The organism is Microcoleus sp. AR_TQ3_B6 (assembly GCF_036702785.1).
Classification (GTDB): Bacteria; Cyanobacteriota; Cyanobacteriia; order Cyanobacteriales; family Microcoleaceae; genus Microcoleus.
In genome coordinates, this window is record NZ_JAUBVJ010000028.1 from 1 (window position 1) to 18,723 (window position 18,723).

At 45.5% G+C, this 18,723-nt stretch carries 19 protein-coding genes; 10 read left to right on the forward strand and 9 right to left on the reverse strand.

The window, feature by feature from the left end; translation table 11 throughout:
- From QUB56_RS15490 to QUB56_RS15520, 7 genes are all read left to right on the forward strand, one after another.
- A partial coding sequence (locus QUB56_RS15490) for an ERV1/ALR-related protein (protein ID WP_332956234.1) occupies positions 1-922 on the forward strand: 922 nt, incomplete at its 5' end.
- Positions 923-1,311: 389 nt separating this feature from the next.
- On the forward strand, positions 1,312-3,732 hold the full coding sequence (locus tag QUB56_RS15495) for an EF-hand domain-containing protein (protein ID WP_332956235.1): 2,421 nt from the start codon (positions 1,312-1,314) through the stop codon (positions 3,730-3,732).
- 511 nt (positions 3,733-4,243) lie between these two features.
- A complete protein-coding gene (locus QUB56_RS15500; RefSeq protein ID WP_332956236.1) occupies positions 4,244-4,885 on the forward strand; it encodes an RNA ligase family protein in 642 nt (213 codons plus the stop codon).
- Positions 4,886-5,472: 587 nt separating this feature from the next.
- Positions 5,473-6,237, forward strand: coding sequence for a hypothetical protein (locus QUB56_RS15505; RefSeq protein ID WP_332956237.1), 765 nt, complete (start codon positions 5,473-5,475; stop codon positions 6,235-6,237).
- A gap of 69 nt (positions 6,238-6,306) precedes the next feature.
- A complete protein-coding gene (locus QUB56_RS15510; RefSeq protein ID WP_332956240.1) occupies positions 6,307-6,585 on the forward strand; it encodes a hypothetical protein in 279 nt (92 codons plus the stop codon).
- 7 nt (positions 6,586-6,592) lie between these two features.
- Positions 6,593-7,669: a hypothetical protein gene (locus QUB56_RS15515; RefSeq protein WP_332956242.1), complete on the forward strand. Its 1,077-nt coding sequence runs from the start codon at positions 6,593-6,595 to the stop codon at positions 7,667-7,669.
- 71 nt (positions 7,670-7,740) lie between these two features.
- Positions 7,741-7,917 (forward strand): hypothetical protein, encoded by a 177-nt coding sequence (locus tag QUB56_RS15520; protein WP_332956244.1) that lies wholly within the window; start codon positions 7,741-7,743, stop codon positions 7,915-7,917.
- On the opposite strand, the gene QUB56_RS15525 is transcribed toward QUB56_RS15520, so the two are convergent.
- Genes QUB56_RS15525 through QUB56_RS15535 form a run of 3 tightly spaced genes read right to left on the reverse strand, consistent with a single transcriptional unit; the run spans position 7,900 to position 8,653 of the window.
- Positions 7,900-8,262 (reverse strand): type II toxin-antitoxin system PemK/MazF family toxin, encoded by a 363-nt coding sequence (locus tag QUB56_RS15525; RefSeq protein ID WP_332956245.1) that lies wholly within the window; start codon positions 8,260-8,262, stop codon positions 7,900-7,902. The two genes, QUB56_RS15520 and QUB56_RS15525, sit on opposite strands and share 18 nt — an antisense overlap.
- Complete coding sequence (locus QUB56_RS15530; RefSeq protein ID WP_332956246.1) at positions 8,217-8,447, reverse strand: ribbon-helix-helix domain-containing protein; 231 nt, start codon at positions 8,445-8,447, stop codon at positions 8,217-8,219. Before QUB56_RS15530 ends, QUB56_RS15525 begins: the two co-directional genes overlap by 46 nt.
- 5 nt (positions 8,448-8,452) lie before the next feature.
- Positions 8,453-8,653, reverse strand: coding sequence for a hypothetical protein (locus QUB56_RS15535; protein ID WP_332956247.1), 201 nt, complete (start codon positions 8,651-8,653; stop codon positions 8,453-8,455).
- A 192-nt stretch (positions 8,654-8,845) separates the two neighbouring features.
- Between QUB56_RS15535 and QUB56_RS15540 the strand changes: the two genes are divergently transcribed.
- Positions 8,846-9,277, forward strand: a complete 432-nt coding sequence (locus QUB56_RS15540; protein ID WP_332956248.1) for a hypothetical protein — start codon at positions 8,846-8,848, stop codon at positions 9,275-9,277.
- A gap of 307 nt (positions 9,278-9,584) precedes the next feature.
- Here the strand turns inward: QUB56_RS15540 and QUB56_RS15545 are convergent, their stop codons facing one another.
- The 6 genes from QUB56_RS15545 to QUB56_RS15570 all read right to left on the reverse strand — a co-directional run bounded on the left by QUB56_RS15545 (position 9,585) and on the right by QUB56_RS15570 (position 16,805).
- Positions 9,585-10,025, reverse strand: a complete 441-nt coding sequence (locus QUB56_RS15545; protein WP_332956249.1) for an ACP S-malonyltransferase — start codon at positions 10,023-10,025, stop codon at positions 9,585-9,587.
- Complete coding sequence (locus QUB56_RS15550; RefSeq protein ID WP_332956250.1) at positions 9,968-10,351, reverse strand: DUF433 domain-containing protein; 384 nt, start codon at positions 10,349-10,351, stop codon at positions 9,968-9,970. Before QUB56_RS15550 ends, QUB56_RS15545 begins: the two co-directional genes overlap by 58 nt.
- 102 nt (positions 10,352-10,453) lie before the next feature.
- A complete protein-coding gene (locus tag QUB56_RS15555) occupies positions 10,454-11,647 on the reverse strand; it encodes a glutathione S-transferase family protein (protein ID WP_332956251.1) in 1,194 nt (397 codons plus the stop codon).
- A 203-nt stretch (positions 11,648-11,850) separates the two neighbouring features.
- Complete coding sequence (locus tag QUB56_RS15560; protein WP_332956252.1) at positions 11,851-12,450, reverse strand: SDR family NAD(P)-dependent oxidoreductase; 600 nt, start codon at positions 12,448-12,450, stop codon at positions 11,851-11,853.
- Between the two features lie 42 nt (positions 12,451-12,492).
- Complete coding sequence (locus tag QUB56_RS15565; protein ID WP_445243358.1) at positions 12,493-13,374, reverse strand: tetratricopeptide repeat protein; 882 nt, start codon at positions 13,372-13,374, stop codon at positions 12,493-12,495.
- Positions 13,375-13,583: 209 nt separating this feature from the next.
- Complete coding sequence (locus QUB56_RS15570) at positions 13,584-16,805, reverse strand: ATP-binding protein (RefSeq protein ID WP_332956256.1); 3,222 nt, start codon at positions 16,803-16,805, stop codon at positions 13,584-13,586.
- A 420-nt stretch (positions 16,806-17,225) separates the two neighbouring features.
- Here QUB56_RS15570 and QUB56_RS15575 point away from each other — a divergent pair, with 420 nt between their 5' ends.
- Both QUB56_RS15575 and kaiB read left to right on the forward strand, forming a co-directional pair.
- Positions 17,226-18,137 carry a circadian clock protein KaiA gene (locus QUB56_RS15575; protein WP_445243359.1) on the forward strand — a complete coding sequence of 304 codons (912 nt, stop codon included), beginning with the start codon at positions 17,226-17,228 and terminating at the stop codon, positions 18,135-18,137.
- A gap of 189 nt (positions 18,138-18,326) precedes the next feature.
- Entirely contained in the window at positions 18,327-18,641 is a 315-nt protein-coding gene (kaiB, locus tag QUB56_RS15580) for a circadian clock protein KaiB (RefSeq protein ID WP_332956258.1), read from the forward strand.
- Positions 18,642-18,723 lie beyond the last annotated feature (82 nt).

Consider the following 18,723-nt stretch of genomic DNA (forward strand, 5'->3'; position numbering starts at 1 on the left):
GCTGATGCTTCAACAAGCATGGCGCTTGACGCACCACTACCTCAATGGGGTACAGAAACGGCGGGAACGCTTGGAGTTTGGGCGCGAGTCTGGCGAACTCTCGCAATATGTGGCGTTCATCGATGTTTATATCGATCGCACTGAAGTAAAGAATTCACAAATGCGGGTCAGTTTCCCTTACTATATTGGGCCTGCGGTGTGGCGTTTCTTCCACACTACGGCTGAAATTGTCTCTACCAAGACGCCCCAACAGCAAAAAACTCTGGTGGCCATCTTCAAGGACTTCTTCAAGCTGTTTGCTACTATGTATCCCTGCCCCTACTGCCGCCACCACCTCAACGCCTACGTGGTGCAGAATAAAGAGGTGGAAATGTACCCTGTGGAGTACCTGGTGCTCGGGCGCGATCCGCGTCTGAATAACTTTGAGGTATCAATGGAGGCTAAGCTGTCCACCGTAGTAGACGGTCCTTCTCTGCGCTTGTTCTTCTGGAAGTTGCACAACACTGTCTCCTCATCAATTGCGCGATCGGAAGAGTGGTATCACAAGGATGAGAAAGCATTCTACACCACCCGTTATTGGCCCAGCATTGACTCTGAGCTAGCACGAGCCAAAGCCCTCAAACAAATCAGCATTGCCACCGATCGAATGTACCGCCTCTACGGTATGCTCAAGCCCGCAGCACGGCTGACAGGAGTGAGAGCAACTTTGCAAAAGCTGTTGGAGAAGAGGGATGACGAAGGCATTAAGGAGGCTTGCTTAGTTGCCCAAGATTACATCCAGGAGTTGGAGGAGGCGATCGTCACCGGACAATTCCTACAAGACACATATTACTTTGACCCTGACCTTGTGGATGAAGCTCCCGTCTTTAGTCCTGAAGAAGAGGAGTTTGCTCGCAGCGGTGTGTTCGTCGAGGGGGCTTAGATATCAGCCAGTAAAAAGTTAAGCTTAAAAACTTAACTTTTTACTGCTTCATGTAAGTCATCATAAATTAAAAATTAAAGTAAGTAAGTTGCTAGAAAAAAACATTAAATGATAGGGCGGATTTTGCACTAATTACATCTGTCTTAGTAGAGATATAGCGGTTCTGGGAAAGATGAGGTATTCACCAATTAATTAACAATTCCCCAATCTCAAATCTCAAATCTCAAATCTCAAATCTCAACTTGTACCTCATCTATCTGAGAAAGGCTATAATAGCTTAAACCAGCCCCTACACGATTCTACAAAATATTATTGTTATTTGGCGCTTACCTACTTATATTAGCCATAATTAATAGACATAAAATAAAAAAAATCAGGGAAAATTTAGTATGACATCTGTGGAACTTGAAAAAAAAGCCATGACTGAAGAAGAGGAGGCAAAGTTATGGGAAGTGTTCAAAGTATTTGACGCGGACGCCAGCGGTGCTATTTCATCAGAAGAACTCGGTCAAGTGATGCGATCGCTAGGCCAGAGTCCTAACGAAACTGAGCTGCGCGACATGATCGAGGAAGTGGACTTAGACAAGTCTGGCAGTATCGATTTTGAGGAATTCAAAATGCTGATGGTGTCCGACTCTGGCGATCGCCAGAGCCGTCTCAAAATGTCATTTACTGTATTTGATGAGGATGGCAGCGGTCAAATCACTAAAAACGAGATGCAAAATGTGATGAGCCCGTTTGGGGTGACAGAGCCAGAGCTCGATGAGATGATCGAAGAGGCAGATGGTGACGGCAATGCCTTAATTGACTTTGAGGAATTCTGCAAACTCGTACCGGATGAGTCAGAGATCGCAACAGGATATCAAGACTGGCCGGTTGCGGTTGTCAGTACACAGACAACCGAGATTTCAGATACTACAGCGGCTGCGATCGAAAGTATAGCAACTGCTGTCAACGAGGCAGCTTCTGACACTATTGAACCTAATCTACAAGATCTACAAGAACCAGCCACCGATTGCAATCAAGAAATAGCGCGGCTAAAAGAACTGCTCGCCCAACACCCACAAGGTGAGAAGAAGCGCGGTACGTCCCGCTTGCAGATGCAGATTGGTTTGTTTCGTCTGATCCAAGGAGCAGCTTACCGCAGCTTCCGCGAGAGTTTTTCCGCCAACCACGAGACTCACCTGCGCGTGAGAAACTTGCCCTACAGAATCGTTGATTTTGTGCGATTTGTCAGGAGCGCGATCGCGCTTTATAAAGGATTGGGTGTAGTAGAATCGGCGTGCAACCCTCTACTGGATGCAGTAGTTAAATCGCTCGAAGATGAATTTCGCCGGCTAGAACATCGCATCAAGAATTGGAAAACCATAGAAAAAACTCCTGAAATGTTGGCAGAAGAAAAAGCCATGTTGGAGGCGCGGGGTAAGTCGGCCACCGCCAAGGAGAAATTTGGGGCGGCAGTCGAGTTGGCAATCACCATCAAAAAGAAGAGTCTCAACTTGCGTGACATCGCCGAGGGCGTGCTGGCAATCAACGAACTCAACCGACTGCGAAACATGGAGCTCAGTGAGAACATGGCACCGCCACCAGCCAAATCCGAGGGAGATCCCAAAGAGTACCTGAAGAAGTGGAACCGCGTCATCCTCTCGGATGCATCAGAGGAAATCGATGGTGCGATGATGCCAGTCGCCTATTGGTATGAAGACTTTATGCCGAAGCTGTTGGCTGCCTTCAGCGTCAGCACAGCAGCAGACATCCCCTTTAATACGGTGCCTGACGAAGCAGCTTTAAACCAGTGGTACGAAGCGACTAAAACCTCAGGGGAATTTGGGCGCTATGGGGCGGATGTTGCATCCGGCTTTGCCAAATGCGCTCCCAAACAGAAGCTGATGCTTCAACAAGCATGGCGCTTGACGCACCACTACCTCAATGGGGTACAGAAACGGCGGGAACGCTTGGAGTCTGGGCGCGAGTCTGGCGAACTCTCGCAATATGTGGCGTTTATCGATGTGTATATCGATCGCACTGAAGTAAAGAATTCACAAATGCGGGTGAGTTTCCCTTACTATATTGGCCCTGCGGTGTGGCGTTTCTTCCACACTACGGCTGAAATCGTCTCTACCAAGACGCCCCAACAGCAAAAAACTCTGGTGGCCATCTTCAAGCACTTTTTCAAGCTGTTTGCCAGTATGTATCCCTGCCCGTACTGCCGCCACCACCTCAGCGCCTACGTGGTGGAGAATAAAGAGGTGGAAATTTACCCTGTGGAGTACCTGGTGCTCGGGCGCGATCCGCGTCTCAATAGCTTTGAGGTATCAATGGAGGCAAAGCTGTCCACTGTAGTAGATGGCCCTTCTCTGCGCTTGTTCTTCTGGAAGTTGCACAACACTGTCTCCTCATCAATTGCGCGATCGGAAGAGTGGTATCAAAAGGATGAGGAAGCATTGTACACTACCCGTTATTGGCCCAGCATTGAGTCTGAGCTAGCACGAGCCAAAGCCCTCAAACAAATCAGCATTGCCACCGATCGGATGTACCGCCTCTACACTATACTCAAGCCCGCAGCAAGGCTGACAGGGGTGAGACCAATATTGCAAAAGCTGTTGGATAAGAGGAATGAGGAAGGCATCGAGGAGGTATGCTTAATTGCCCAAGATTATATCAAGGAGTTGGAGGAGGCGATCGTCACGGGACAATTCCTACAAGAGACATACTACTTTGACCCTGACCTTGTGGATGAACCTCCAGTATTCACTCCTGAAGAAGAGGAGTTTGCTCGCAGCGGTGTGTTCGTAGAGGCTACTTGTTGAATATCAGTCACTAAAAACTTAAGTTTTTCAGCTTAACTCACATCTTGCACCCTTCTCAATTACTTGTTTAGGAACAGGCTTTCCGGCCTGTTCCACAAGAAAACTCATTCTTTGTGGAACGGGCCGAAGAGCCGGTTCTGGACAATGGTACAAGATATCAGTTAACTTTTTACCCCTTCAAAAATATAAATAGCAATACTCCAGGAGTTCGGTACGGGAAAAAGCGCGATCGTTTTATGGCAACCCCTTTAGCGGTTATGGCATAAACTGAGAATAGTGTCTTTTGTTGCGGAGCGATCGTCTTCGAGGGCAACGCTAACGCACGACTTATATCAATTCCGCCGTTCATCGTCGGGCGTAAAGTCGAATCCCGAGGCCAACAAATAATTCGCGCAATTTTCATTTTTTTGACCCGCCCGTCATCAGTCAACAGTCAACAGTCAACAGTCAACAGTCAACAGTCAACAGTCAACAGTCAACAAGCATAAGGAGTGCAACCGGAATCGATATCATGCTTCTTGCCTATCCCAAAATTCCAGATAGTAAAAATTGCCCTAACGAACAATGTGTAGCTTTTGAGAAGTACGATGGCACTAATTTGCATTGGGTTTGGGAAGTTGAACTTGGTTGGTATGCTTTTGGTCCGCGCCGCAGTAGATTTGATTTGGATGAGATGGGAATTGCAGAATTTAATGCTGCACATCCTGGTTTAGAAGAAGCACCGGAAATATTTAAAAAAGATTTTGCTAGTCCCTTAGAGTCTATATTTCGAGAGAACGAACTGTATCACTGCCCTGAAATTACTGTGTTTACAGAGTTTTTTGGTGCTAACTCGTTTGCGGGAAAGCACAAAAAGGACGATCGCAAACAACTGGTTCTTTTTGATGTGGAAACTGAGGGCGGTATGGTTGTTCCCGATCGGTTTATTCAGGATTTTGGTAAATTAAATATTGCGCGAGTGATTTATCGCGGCAAACTGACGGGCAAGTTTATGGACGATCTTCGCAAGGGGAAATACGGTGTGGATGAAGGTGTTGTGTGCAAGGGAGGCCGCAATGCTAATAATCTGTGGATGGTGAAGATTAAGACTGATGCGTATATGCAGAGATTGCAGCAAGCTTTTAAGGATGATTGGGAAAATTACTGGGAGTAATATCAAATCTGAAGGCTAACTTTTTTCATGAATCGATCGAGTAGTGCGATCGGTGAAACCTCCTCTTTTGCTCCCCCTTTACCAGAAGAGTTGACAAACAACCTATCTTGTGCAGAGATTGCAGTGCTGAAGGTGCAGAGCGAAAGTATCAATTTTTGATTTGGAGAGTGGGACGGCGCGATCGGTTTATATTACCCAACAGTCGGTGTGGGGGATTTGAAATCTAAAGCTTGAGTCTACCATCGGTCATTTGCCCCACTCTAATTGATGCCTCAATGGAAAATTTTCCATCACAGGCAGGGAATACAGTCAGCGCCATCATACAAGAAGCAATCCAAACGGCAGGACAAGGGCTACATTCCTTAAGCATTTTTGCCTCTGCCGAATTCTGGTAGATTATGGGGTAAAATTATATTTGCAGGAGCAGGCTGCCTAAAAGCTTTACTCTAATGTTAGATAGCATTAAATCTAAGGCTGTCTGGGGCTAAGCTATAAAAGCTATTGAAATAAAAAAAGAAAGGCTTATGACAATAGATACAATAGATATCGATATTTGAGAAGATAAAAAGGTAAAGTGCTACTCTTTTATGGTACAGCTAAGGGTTGAAGATTATCTCAACATGGTAAGTAGGACATTTAAAAATAGAGGAGGCTTAGAAGGACAAAGAGATACATTAAAAACAACAACAGCTATTCGGATTAGGGAGAGAATGGTTCAAGATATAGAAGCAGGCGCACTAATTCCACCAATAGTCTTAGGAGTAATCGTGCCGAAAGATACTTTTGACCAACTGGAGACATTAAAAAACAGAGATTCCTTTTTAGAATTGATGGAAGGAATTGATAGTGATAGCATTTCTATTATCGACGGAATGCAAAGAACTACAGCTCTACATGAAGCACAAAAGAAGACAGATATTACTAACAACAAAATTCGTATAGAATATTGGATTGCCTCTCAAGTAAATAGTCTTACCTACCGGATGTTAGTTTTAAATACTGGTCAAGTTCCTTGGAATATAAGGAGACAGATTGAAACCGTTTTTAGGTCAATTATTAAAGAATTAAATGAACAATCTACTTGCGTCAAAATTTGGGAAATGAATGACGAAAAGCGAAGTTCATCACCTGGACAATTTCAGGCTGATAACATTATAGAATTATTTTTGGTTTTTGGGGCAAGAAAAGAAAAAATTGACTTACAGGAGAGGCTAGCAGATGAATTTATGCGACAAGACTTTATAGAATCAGCAGCCAATTCAAATTTCACAAATATATTTTATGAAGTAATAAATTATTTGGGTAAATTTGATCGAGCTATAGCCACATATAAAGATAAAAAATCAAAATAATATTTTAAAGACGGTAATTTATTCAGAAAAAGTCAACCAGCTTGTGTTGGTTTTGTAACAGCAATAGGTTTGTCTGTACTGGGTAGACCTGGCTCGAATTATAGCCCAGAAAAACAGAATGAAAAATGGAATAAAATTAAAAATGATGCCGATAAAATGTTAGAACGTATATCTAGTCTAAAGAGTAACGAAATAAAAGATTTTCTAGATTTTCCAACTTTAAATGAATTGATTGGTAAAAAACCAGCTAAGTCTAATGAAAGAGAATTCTTTCTGCAAGCTTTTAAAATCTTAATCGAGGAAAACTTTAAAGTTGACAATATGACTCCGTGTTGGAGAGCTTACTGAAAAACTTATGTCTAGAAGCATGATAGACGCTAACAAATATATATTTGAGCTATTAGCTGAATTTGTCCAAACAAGTGAAGTTGCTGTGCCTGTTTCTAATAATAAACGATGTATTAAGACAAATACTAAAGATAAAAAATGGTTGCAAGGACTCAAAATTATAAACAAGCAGTTAATTTTACCCAATTTCCAAACAGCTTCATTTGAATTTAATAGCCAGAAATACTTTGTTGCCGTCGGTTGGCCGAGTAAACAAACTATTCATAGTGATGAAGTAATTGAATTTGTAGAACTGAATGCGGGAATAGTTACAGCATTACTATTTGAACTTAAAATTCCTCTTAGCCATGAAGCAAAACCTTATGATATTGCCGAGAAAATTTTATATAATGACCCTATAAAGTCAATAATTTCATATGAAAATTTTTCTTTAATAAGCAACTTTTTTGAACCATTTTCTGTCTATCGAATTCCAGAAGATTCTCCTTTTATTGAAAAAAATGATATAGATTTAATAAGGATATCAGGCTTCTATGCTTTAAAAAATAGCCAACTAATTGCCTTAAAATTTTCTAGTCAAACAGTTCATAAATTTGAAAATATTTTTTTTGAAGGCTCAAAAAACATACCTTATGCAAATTTATTATTTAGTTTAGTTTCTGTTTCTTGGAAATATTCCTTTCTCGATATTTATAGATGTATAGAAAGGCTGTTTCCCCTATCATATTTAGAAATTTTTCACAAGGAATTGAAGATCCAAGATTCGCTCTTAAAGTTTTCGGCTGATGTTGAAAAGTACATGGGTTGGAAACCTAAAGAAAAAGATGCGGTTAATAAACTAATTGACGAGTCGCCGGAAGAAGCTCGTAAGTTATTGCGACCAATTAAAAAATTGCTTGATGGTACAGAAGAAGGTAATTGTGGAGATTTTGTTTATAAAATTCGGAATTCTATAGTTCATTTTAGACCAGCAACTGAGTCTATTAATCTCGAGGAGGATAATTGGGATATGCTAATAAGAGCATCTTTATATATCGTTGAATATTGGTATAAGCAATATGACGAACAATTAACGCTTAAATAGTCCCGCCATACCTTACCAACCTTTTAAACAATTCCTACTCTAAAACTTCAAATATTAGGATAAATTAACTCATGACGGCCACAATTGCCACCGAAGAAAAACTCAAAATTCCCGTTTTAGATGCTGCTTATACCGATGCCAAAGGGGGCAATATAGGAAAAAGTTTCAACAACCCAGAAATCCTGCGCCACTTGATGCTATATTTGTCACCCCCCAGATTTTGCATTGCCCTACTCTTCAAGTTCTAAATATCGAGCCAAAATCCGTTGAATTTCTGGTATTTGTTGCAACTCCAATTGCCCAAGACAGCGCACAAGTCTGCGTTTATCAAACGTCATCGGATCGACGCACACGATAAAACTCTCGGTATTCAGACCATTGAGAGTCGAAGGAATTACTGGCAAAACAATGGGTCGTAAATGCTCGTTTGGAACAGCAGAAGTGATGGGCAGAACTGTGACTTTACTGCGTTGATTAAAAGCAGTTCCTGAAATAATTACGGCTGGTCGAGTCTTGCGGATTTCTGTACCGACTGAGGGATCGAAATTCACGAGCCAGATGCTTCCCAGTCGGTAATCGCTGCTTGCTGCCATGCTTCATCCTCATCGGTTAATTCATCACTCAGTTCATCGAGCAATAAACAGGCTTCTACCATTGCCTGCTGTTCTTGTTGTTTACGCCATGCTTGCAATAAAAGCTCCACTAGCCGACTGCGATTTTCTACACGCTCGTCAATGTAACGCACTAGCTCATCTGGCAAAGAGATAGATACTTTCATATTATTTATGCCACTTTTAATACTACCAATGGTAGCACATCGATCGAGCAGATAGCACGCTGATTAAGTAAAGCAGCAGCAACGCCGATTCCGTCTGATTCCGATCGCCCTTTATACAAAATTAGCCGGATCTCGATCTCGCCGATGCTGGGGTATTTCTCCCAGTCGAGGAGTTGCCAGTGGATTTTGAAAGCCGGTAGGGCCAATCCGCCTGTGGTTGCCCCATTTTGGCCTTCTGTGGATTTGCGGCAGTGGTGTTTGTTGACGAGTTGCAGCTAGATTTCGGTGGCGGGGCGATCGGATTTATCGAATTTGCTGCGATCGTGCAGAGGAGTTGGAGGGTTTAGTCGAATCTTTGGGGCAGTGGTAAGATGGAAAAATGAATTCAACGTTGTTTTATGTCAAATCCTGAATTGGCTCAACGGCGGCAGTTATCCCGTGATGAGAATTTTCAAATGAAAGCTGTGATGACTTATGATGATATAGCTAGCTTATGCGAGCAGCTTGGATACAGGGACAAGTTGCGTTTGGCGCAACTGCTGATACAGCTAGCCAGAAAAGAAGAGGAAACTCAAAACGCCCAACACCCAATTGAAGAGAACCGGCAAGACTTCTCGAAATCTCTAAATAGTTCGGAAATAGTTGAATATGTTTTTGAAAGGCTCATAAAGTTAAAGCCCACCAAAATAAGCTCACTTAAGAATTCTATCGCCGCCATGTTTCAATTTCAAGGCGGAATTTCTGAAGCCGAACTAGAAAGAATAATATCTCAACTCCAAAAGTTACAATATATACAAATTGACGCCAACAATCGAGTCAGATTTTTATAGTTTAAACCGCAAATATGAGGACAAATAAACTCATGGTCGCCACAATGTTCACAGAATAAACACTCAAAATTTCAGTTTTCGCTCCCGCTTACACTGATGCCAAAAGCCACCATGTATAGCGGTTCGATAAAAATACTCGATATAGCGGTTCTAAATGAGTCGTAAATTTTTTACCCCACCCCAACTATCCCCGAACCCGCTCTGAGGGAGTAAGAGATTCACAAATGATTTAGGATTGCTATAGTGTTGGAAACTCAGTTTTTTTGCCTTGTTCGGCTAGCAGCACTGCCTTACTTATTGGCTCACCTTACGGAACAAAAAGACGACCAACGCCCATCCAGGTTTCGATATCCAGCAAGATTTCCAGAATACGATCGACACAACGATTTCGATAGACTCGATCGGCTAAAAATCGCTCGGCATCTCCAATCGTAATGACAGGTAGGGAATCCACTGTATTTTCTTCTCGGATCACCTGTTCCAGGGAGTCTTCACCCCTCATGCTGCGGTTGGCAGTAAGCAAAATCATCTGATTTGCCTGAGCAAGTCGCCAAACAACTCGATCGTTACTGTCGATCGACAAATTCATCTGCTTGAAAGTGACCAAACGAATTGGGAGTAGATTTAACCAGCCTTGACTCGCAATATTACCCAATAAAATTTCTGCATGACCTCCAAGATTGCGATCGCTCAGAAAATTGATGCTTCTAGTTCGTGTTTGGCTTTCTGCTGTTGAAGTTTTGCCCAAAGAGCCTCTCGACCGGGTTTGGGTGGCATCGCTGCAACGCGGGCAGAATGTTCGCGATTGCGCTCTTCCCAGTAATGCTGAATTTCTTTAGCTTGCCTTAAAACAACTTGATACTCTGCTTCGACTTCTGCACGATTTGCCTCAATGTAGGATAAAGCAACGTTAATCTGATCCTCTGTTAAGTCAAACAAGGAACGGATAAACTTCGGGGGATATTGAGCCGTCAGGTAGTCCATCACATCATAGAGAGTGATGCGCGTACCTGAAATTGTCAGTCCGCGCTCTGTACGAATAATGATTGGTTGGTTGTTGGATACTGAAACCATACCTATAGCCTCTGAAACAGTCTAGAAAATAATCCGATCGTACCTTACAAATCTCTGATGTCGTGTTTGGAGAAACCTTTGAGCAAATCCACCAGACGCCCCCTACACAAAATTAGCCGGATCTTGATCTCGCCGATGCTTCAGCAGAATCGGAGAACCTTGGCCATCACCCACCAAAGCCGCCGTTTCCTCCAACGCTTCCCTCAGCCGCTTGGCCGCGTAAATCGACATATCCCGGGGCACATTCACCCGATCGCGCAAATACCGCAAAGCCGCATCAGAACCAGCAGGCGGCGTACAAACTTCGCCAGTCATCATCAAAGTTAAAGCACAGCGCAAAGCCTCATCAAACAAGTTGTCATCAGCAGGATTGACTCGAACGATGTTGTGGTGGTGCTTAATGACGCGGTGAAGTGCTTCAGCGCGGGAGGTTTCCGGTTCAGGGTACATCACATCCGGGAGTCCAGCCCAAGGCCCATTATCCACCCGGGCTTTATTGAGTAGCATCTGAGGTTCGCCGTTTTCATAACACCCGCCCATCTGAGGCGGTAAATCGTGGGCGTGGGTGTGAAAATCGCTCTGAGTGCCGCGATAGGTAGGGCGGGTTTCCATCGCCGCAAACCAGTCAGCAAAGCGCGGGTTTTCTTCCCGCATCGAGTAGCCTTTGTAGTAGTAAAGACTGGCATTCATCCGTTCCACGTAGGGCGTAAAGATGACATCCGCAGTGCCAAATTCATCGAGGAAATAAGGCCCCGGGGTGCTGGCGAGAGCCTTTTCTACCTGGGCGACAACGCTGATAAATTGGTTGCGGTTGTGCTGTTCTGCTCTGGCTGAACTTGCTGGATAGCACAGCCAAGAGCACCAGGCCCTAAACAGCAGTCGCTCTAACCGCCGCAGGGGAATGACTGCGGGGTTTTCCATGCCCAAACCCAAGGGGCCATAGACTCGTTCCAGGGCGATTAAGATATCATCGCTTTCGGTGATGATGCGGCCGTCTAGTTCGATCGCCGGTAGCATTCCCGATGGCACTTTGCGCTTGTACCAGCTTTCCTTTTCCCCGTAGCAGAACATTGTAACTTTGTCAATACGGTAGGGGATTTGTTTTTCTTCCAGCCACAGCCAGATTTTTTGGCAGTAGGGACACCAAGCATGGTGATCGCGGTACAGGGTGACTCGCACATCCGATTCGGTTTTACCAAACAGGCGCAAGCGGGCTTGGGCGTTCGTTGGCCCGTTGACGCGATCGACTTCAAAGTCTGTGAGGGCTTCTAGTTCTTTCCAGCTTAGAGGGATCATGCGATTTTAGATTTTAGATTTTAGATTTTAGATTGGAGAATTGAAGAAATGTATATATTGGATTTGATACGCGACAGCAAGCGTGCCGATCGCACTCCCAAATCAAAACTCAGGCTCCATCACCAAGCATAGCGGGTAAATCTATCTCTTTGACGCAGGTTGCTCGCGACAAAGACAGCACGCAGTCGATGATGCTCAATAAATCAGATAGCGGAATTGCACTGCCGCCAAGCAGCCCGCTTGGCGGCCAAATCCGCAAGTACCTCGGGAGTTCCGACGTTTCCAGGGTTGATGATGGTGACGCCTATTTGCTGCGATCGCAATTCTTCCCGCAGAGCATGAACTGCCCCTCGCAAACCAAACTTAGATGCTGAATTTGCGACTTCTCTACCAGAGAAATTGTCTCGCCCGGAGAGAGAACCCATAAACATCACTTTCGGATTTTTAGAATGCCGAAGTGCCGGCAGGAGTGCTTTCACCAGCCGAATCGGTGCGATGAGATTCACAGCGATTACCCGCGTGATGTCTTCATCCGAACAATTTTCAAAACTGTATTGACTGGTGAAAGCATTCGTTTCCCAAGTGCCGCCCATATAGAGCAAGGCATCAAGAATATCGCTGCCGACTGCCTCCACGACTAATTCAACGCCAGACAGAGAAGACAAATCGGCACTCACCCACTCGCCGACAGGTGCCCGAGTGCGGGATACGGCTAGCAAACGGCGGGACTTGGGCGCGAAATGTTCGGCAACTGCCAGCCCAATTCCGCGACTGCCTCCAGCGACAACAACAGTATTGAACATTTTTTGGCTTCCTAAATCTTTAATCTTTCATCATTCCTATTTCTAAGGCGACATTTCCCGAGAGGATGGGCCGTCTTGAATTTTGGCGAGTGCTGCTTTAATTTGGGGAGTGACCAGGAAGTTTTGGGTAGCTGCGATCAAGCGATCGCCCCAGAGATTTTCTTTGAGATATTCTACGGTAGCATAGCGTTTGTCCAGCTTCAGAGCTGCTTCTCCCATCGCTAAGCCTTTTTCTTTGTCGCCTTTGCCGTAGAGTGCTACTGCTAGAGCTAGCATTGATTCTGCTGCTTTGTCATCGAGGGCGATCGCCTGTTCCCACCGTTTGATAGCGCCATCGATATCTCCCATTTCGTATTTGACCAATCCGATATTGTTGATAGCGGGCCAGAGGTTTTTTTCTAAAGCAAAGGCTTTTTCGTACTGGGCGATCGCCTGATCGAACCGCTTCAGCTTGTAAAAACTGTTACCCAGATCAAATAAGGCGCCCGGAGTGTCTGGTTTTAGTTTCAATCCTGCTTGCAAGTATTCGACTGCTTTCTGGTAGTTCGCTTTCCGAAAATGAGCTTCTCCCAAGACAAATTTAATAGAGGCATTTTCTGGCGACAGAGATTGAGCTTGCCCCAAAGCTTCAATGCCTTTGTCAAACTGCTCGACTTGAAGGTACAAACTGCCTAGCAAAGTCCAAGTTTGAGCATTCTTAGGGGCTAATTGTGTAGCAAGTTCCGCTCTGGGGACGGCCAGTTCGTACTGCTGGAGTCTGGCTAGCTGGACCGCTTCTTCTGCAAGGCTCACGGCTGTTTGTTCGAGTTGGGCAGAGTCGATTTGCAGCGTGTAAGGCAGGAGTGCCTGTGCGACAGCAGGCTTGGGCATTGTCCACAAACCGAGTGCGAGCACCAAAGATATTAAAGGAATGCGATTAGGCACTGTACAGCCCCAGAAAAAAATATAAGGGTTTCTCGATCGCCTATAATAACCCATATTTTTGAGTTTTGATATTGCTTCCTGACTCGCAACGCTTCGCCGTTTTCTGTTAAATAGTTCAAAAATTCTGTTTGCACTCAGGAATAAGAGTTTTTCTTCACTCCTTTATAGAGGACTTCACTCCTCACTACAAACGGGTAAATTCTTGATTTTCAGCAACTTGAATGAGTTAATAAAGTCTGTTGAATTTTGTCTAATAATTCTCCTGCAGACAAGGAAGAAGGCAAAATTTTTGCAGATACTTCTTGCAGCAGAAAGTCGATCGCCTCCGATTCCGAATTTACAGCAGACCGATAATCCCAGACTAAAATTGGTCGTTTAACTGCCATTTGCCGGAGGTTCGATAGCGCCTGCAACATAGCGGGGGATTCAGAGGGAGCATCTCCCAAACACAGCAAAACTAAGTCAACGCTTTGATATTGCAACTGCTGCAAAACTTCTTTCCAGCAGGGAGCCATCGACCCTCGCAATCCTGCCGTTTGGATGTACTGAATCAAAGCTTGAAAGTTGGGAGTAGAAAACTGGGAATTGGGCAGGGGCATCTCGGCATTTGTCGGTCGATCGCGATTTTCCAATTCTGCCGTCGGGTTCCCCCCAGCAGTGCGGTGCAAATCGGGTAAAGTCGAAATGTCAGCAAATAAAATGCTGGGCTTCCAACTCATGCCAGCAGCGACTTGAATCACTTGCCACAATGCACTAGCCACCAACCCGGTACCTGAATTTTCACTGTCCTCGGGACCGATGCTAGCCAAACAGGGAAATACCGACAATCCTTTGACTTGATTTGCCAGTTGCGTAGTTGTGGGGTCTAAAGTCACCAAGGGAAGAGAACCCAAATTTCGAGACCGACTTAACTGTTCGATAAAAGCTAAGGGGTTTTGCAGTTGACTTGTACCGTCCAAGACGATCGCGTCTGGCCGCCAAATTCGGGCCACTAGTTCTGCTTGGCCGAGGTCGTCTGCTTCTAAAACCCGGCAGTAGTTGGGGTTGAGCAGTAAAGCGGAACCTTGAGAGGAACTGTTTTGCGGGCTGAGCCACAACACAGTTAAAGAACTCCTTACTTTGGCGGTACTGGCATTACTGTGGCCAATCAAGTCTACCAGCAGCCGCCGCAAAGCTGGTTCTTCTACCGGCAAGCTCAAGAAGCCTTCGGCTCGGTTGACACTGGCCCGTTCTTTTTCCCCTCTGGTGGCCGTGACGATCGCCGGAATCGATCGGGTATCTGGATCGCTCTTGAGCAGCGTCAGTACGTCCCAACCGGACAGCAGCGGCAGCAGCGGGTTGAGGAAAATCGCTTCTGGACTGAACCTGCGGGCTTTTTCCAGCGCTTCGGTGCCGGAACGGGCGACTATTACTTGGTAGCCCAAACCCGAGAGGACGTTGGTTAAATCTTCGATATATTTGGGAACAGCTTCGACTATTAATACTAAACGAGAGCGAGAATTGGCGATCGGAGTCTGATATGGGGGTTTTAATAATTCTGATTCCGCGGAGGTCGGTGCTGGGAATTCTTCGCTGCTGTTTCCCGGAGGATTTGGCGGCAGTAGCAGGGTAAATTGAGAGCCTTGGTTTTCTGAGGAAATAAACGAAACGTCTCCACCGTGGAGCCTAGCTAGGCGTTGAGTCAGTACCAGTCCCAGCCCTGTTCCTTGAAAACGCCTGGTTAGGGGGCTTTCTAACTGTTGGAATTTCTGAAATATCAGGTGCTGTTTGTCGGCCGGGATGCCGATGCCAGTGTCCCAAACTGTGAATGCGATCCAGCCTTCCCAAACATTTACTTTCAATCCGATTTTGCCACCCGCTTCGGTGAATTTTAGGGCGTTGGAAAGGAGGTTGACGAGCATTTGCCGCAGTCGCAGTCCGTCGGCAATTAATTCGCTCACTCCCGGTTCTATTTCGAGTGTAAATTCGATTTGGGCGGAGGTTTCTGCGTTTGCTACGCCATCGGTTTTGCTCTGGCCCGGAGGGTTTTTTTCTTCTTGGTGTTGGAGTTGTTTTGCTTGTTCAAAGGCTCTTTTGCAGGTTGCTGCTATTTCGACTGGTTCGGGAATTAGTTCTAGCTGCCCGGTTTCCATCCGGGTCAAGTCTAAAATGTCGTTAACTATTGTCATCAAATGCCGCCCGCTTTTATGGATTAGTTTGGCGTAGCGTGTTTGGCGGTCGTTGAGTTCTCCGATCAATTTATCTTTCAGGAGGCTGGACAAACCGAGGACGGCAGTAAGCGGGGTTTTTAGTTCGTGGCTGATGCAGGATAAAAATTCGTCTTTGAGTCGGTTGAGGTGGATTAAATCTGCATTTTTCGCTGCTAGTTCTTTGGCGACTAAATGTTCTTCGGTGACATCTTGTCCCATTACTAAAATTAGCTTGTCTGAGAGCGGCTGTTTGACAAATTGCCAGATTCGTTCTTGACCTTTTTGTACGGGGCAATCGCAAATGTAGGTGTCTGGTTTGCCGGCCATCGGACACCAAGCTGGAGCGGTTAAGGTGGAGGGGGAGGCGGCAGCGTACAGGGGGAGCGGGCAACTCGTGGCTGCGGTTGAATCGCGATCGCCCGAGCTACTTGCTCCTACTAGGCTCATGCACTCTTGGGTGAAGGGTTCTAGCTGCACGCTCTGGTATTCAGTTGTTAAATGGCTTGGTTTGTGGGGCGAGTGTTTGCGCAAATTTGCTGCTGGTTCGGGAACTGGTTCCGGGCCTGCTCCCAGGAAAATCCGCCACGCTGCGTTTTGGCTGACTATTTGTGCGGTGGGGGTTTGCAATCTCAGGGGCAGGGGCAGTTTTTCTAGGAGTTGGACTAGGGAGTTCAGGTTTTCTGAGGGTTTCAATCCTGCTTCTAGAAAGCGCACTTGAGCGTCTAGGGCGGTGGCGATGGCGGAGGAAACGGGCATTAATTCGATTTCTTTGACTGCTGCTGGCTTGGCACTCAGGCTGCTGTTAAGTGCAGCGAATTGCAGCAAGCTCAGGCTGTCTAGCATTCCTAAAAATTTACCGCTGGCATCTGTCAGGGCGATCGGGATGTTTGAGGAGCGGCCGGCGGTTTGGGGGTTTTGTCGGGCTGGGGTGTTCAGTTCCTCTGTTTGCAGGTACTGCCAGAATTCGCTGACGCTCAGAGCCGCAGGTAATGCCCTGACTGGTTCGATCGCGATCGCGCTTTCTAACAAAGGTTGCTGCCCGTCGTTTGTGCCATCGGCAGCGCGGGCCCAAAGGCTGCGGAGGTAAACTAATCCCAGCGGCTGTAGCTGTTCGTTAACTACGGCGACTCGATCGCAGTTGCTGGAGCTGAAAATTGACCGCAGCGATTCTAGCGCCGCCGTTTGGAGGCACAGCGGCACTGGCTCGATAAAATTTTTGAGACTGGGGCTGGTGGTTGGCATAACAAACCTGAGAGTCTGCTATCTATAGCAGTAATATTTTTGATATTCAAGGTAGCTGCGGCTTTCTGTATCTTAATTGTTTTATATCAGTTCGCTATTAGGTCGGGGATCGGCACCGAGACCTCGGACTTCGATGCCTGTACCTGATTTGAGGCGACTAGCAATTATTTTAAGGCTTAAGCTTAATTCCAGAAATCTAGCTCAGGGTGCTTGACACAAAAACAAACGAGTACACTTTCATTATTCATGTGCTGCAAGCAGATCCCTTATTTTGCTGTTAAGATTGGTTAAAATAAATGTTGAGATGATTGTTACAATGTTAAGTTTTTTTAAAAGGAGATATCAACTCTGAGCGATCCAGCACTTTCGGGCAACTTAGGTGGTGCACCTACTGCTTTAGTTCCCCAACTGTCTATCGGTATTTTTATCCGCTCTGAGGAAATCGCAGCCTCTGCGATCGAGCTTTTGAGGAGCGAACGCTATGCTTTAACGCACATTAAGTCGGCAGTGGAGTTTTTGGGGTTCCTTAAGCACAATTATCACCTTGATTGTTTGGTTTTTGAGGTGGATCGGGATCTGCAATCGCTTCTGGGCAAGCTGCAAGAACGATCGATCTTTTTGCCGGCGGTGATTTTTTCACCCCAGCCAGGGTTGGAAGGAAGGCCCGAAGCACCCTATTCAGATGGTTTTGAGGCGGCAGCCAGTACCGCCAACAAAAGTCAAGAGGAAAGCTGTACTTTTTTTTATCACCCTGCTGAGGTGCAACTGGCAATCGCTCGAGCGAGCGAAATAGCTTCAAGTATCGATCGGGCGATCGCCCAATTTCTGAAACTTTCAACTCCGGTTCCTGTCAATTACCCATCCGCAACGGTCGATGCGACGGTCCAATTAACGGCTCAAAGTTTGCTAAGCCGACAGCAGCGGCGGCTGGCGGAAAAATTACGCGAGCGATTAGGATACTTAGGTGTCTATTATAAAAGAAATTCACAGATTTTTTTGCGAAATCTGTCAGCACCCGAGAAGCAAAAGTTTTTGGAGCAACTCAAGTCAAGTTATCGCGACATCCTTTTGAATTATTTTTCTCAAGATGCGGCGGTCAACAATCAAATAGATGAATTTGTGAATTTGGCTTTTTTTGCTGACGTTCCCGTCACTCAAATTGTAGAAATTCACATGGAATTGATGGACGAGTTTGCTAAACAGCTAAAATTAGAAGGGCGCAACGAGGAAATATTGCTCGATTACCGCTTGACTCTGATTGACGCCCTCGCTCATATGTGCGAGATGTACAGGCGATCGATTCCGAAAGAGGCATCTCAAAGTAAAAGGTAAAAGGGAGGCGGCACAATTTAAGCAAGAAGAAAGTAGAAGATAGAATTTAACAAAGGAGAAAGGAGAAGACAAACCGGCGCGCGATCGCGAGGCGGAAATTATTATAAAATAACAAAGAACAGCGGATTTAAGACAAATAACAATTATAACTAACATCTGACAACTAATACTCAACATTTAAAAAAGTTTATGAGTTCTCTCAAGAAAACCTACGTTCTGAAGCTGTACGTTGCGGGGAATACTCCCAACTCCGTGCGAGCTTTGAAAACCCTCAAGGACATTTTAGAACAAGAATTTCAAGGAGTCTACGCGCTGAAAGTCATAGACGTTCTCAAAAATCCTCAGCTAGCAGAAGAGGACAAAATATTGGCAACCCCAACACTGTCGAAAATCCTGCCGCCGCCGGTGCGAAAAATTATTGGCGATTTGTCCGATCGCGAGAAAGTTCTGATAGGATTAGATTTGCTCTATGAAGAACTGCGCGAAGAAAACCTGCATTCATAAGATAATCAGGTGAGAGTCAGTCGATTTTAGATTTGAGACGAGGGCGTGAGACGTTCGGCTCGCGCTCTGTCGAGCCGTCGAG

Bases quoted from the DNA above. Each gene is read 5' to 3' on its own strand.
- QUB56_RS15550 (WP_332956250.1), bottom strand. From the start codon at position 10,351: ATGGTTTCAGTATCCAACAACCAACCAATCATTATTCGTACAGAGCGC.
- QUB56_RS15555 (WP_332956251.1), bottom strand. From the start codon at position 11,647: ATGATCCCTCTAAGCTGGAAAGAACTAGAAGCCCTCACAGACTTTGAA.
- QUB56_RS15520 (WP_332956244.1), top strand. From the start codon at position 7,741: ATGACGGCCACAATTGCCACCGAAGAAAAACTCAAAATTCCCGTTTTA.
- QUB56_RS15570 (WP_332956256.1), bottom strand. From the start codon at position 16,805: ATGCCAACCACCAGCCCCAGTCTCAAAAATTTTATCGAGCCAGTGCCG.
- QUB56_RS15530 (WP_332956246.1), bottom strand. From the start codon at position 8,447: ATGAAAGTATCTATCTCTTTGCCAGATGAGCTAGTGCGTTACATTGAC.
- QUB56_RS15525 (WP_332956245.1), bottom strand. From the start codon at position 8,262: ATGGCAGCAAGCAGCGATTACCGACTGGGAAGCATCTGGCTCGTGAAT.
- QUB56_RS15560 (WP_332956252.1), bottom strand. From the start codon at position 12,450: ATGTTCAATACTGTTGTTGTCGCTGGAGGCAGTCGCGGAATTGGGCTG.
- QUB56_RS15515 (WP_332956242.1), top strand. From the start codon at position 6,593: ATGTCTAGAAGCATGATAGACGCTAACAAATATATATTTGAGCTATTA.
- QUB56_RS15495 (WP_332956235.1), top strand. From the start codon at position 1,312: ATGACATCTGTGGAACTTGAAAAAAAAGCCATGACTGAAGAAGAGGAG.
- QUB56_RS15500 (WP_332956236.1), top strand. From the start codon at position 4,244: ATGCTTCTTGCCTATCCCAAAATTCCAGATAGTAAAAATTGCCCTAAC.
- QUB56_RS15505 (WP_332956237.1), top strand. From the start codon at position 5,473: ATGGTACAGCTAAGGGTTGAAGATTATCTCAACATGGTAAGTAGGACA.
- QUB56_RS15540 (WP_332956248.1), top strand. From the start codon at position 8,846: ATGTCAAATCCTGAATTGGCTCAACGGCGGCAGTTATCCCGTGATGAG.
- kaiB (WP_332956258.1), top strand. From the start codon at position 18,327: ATGAGTTCTCTCAAGAAAACCTACGTTCTGAAGCTGTACGTTGCGGGG.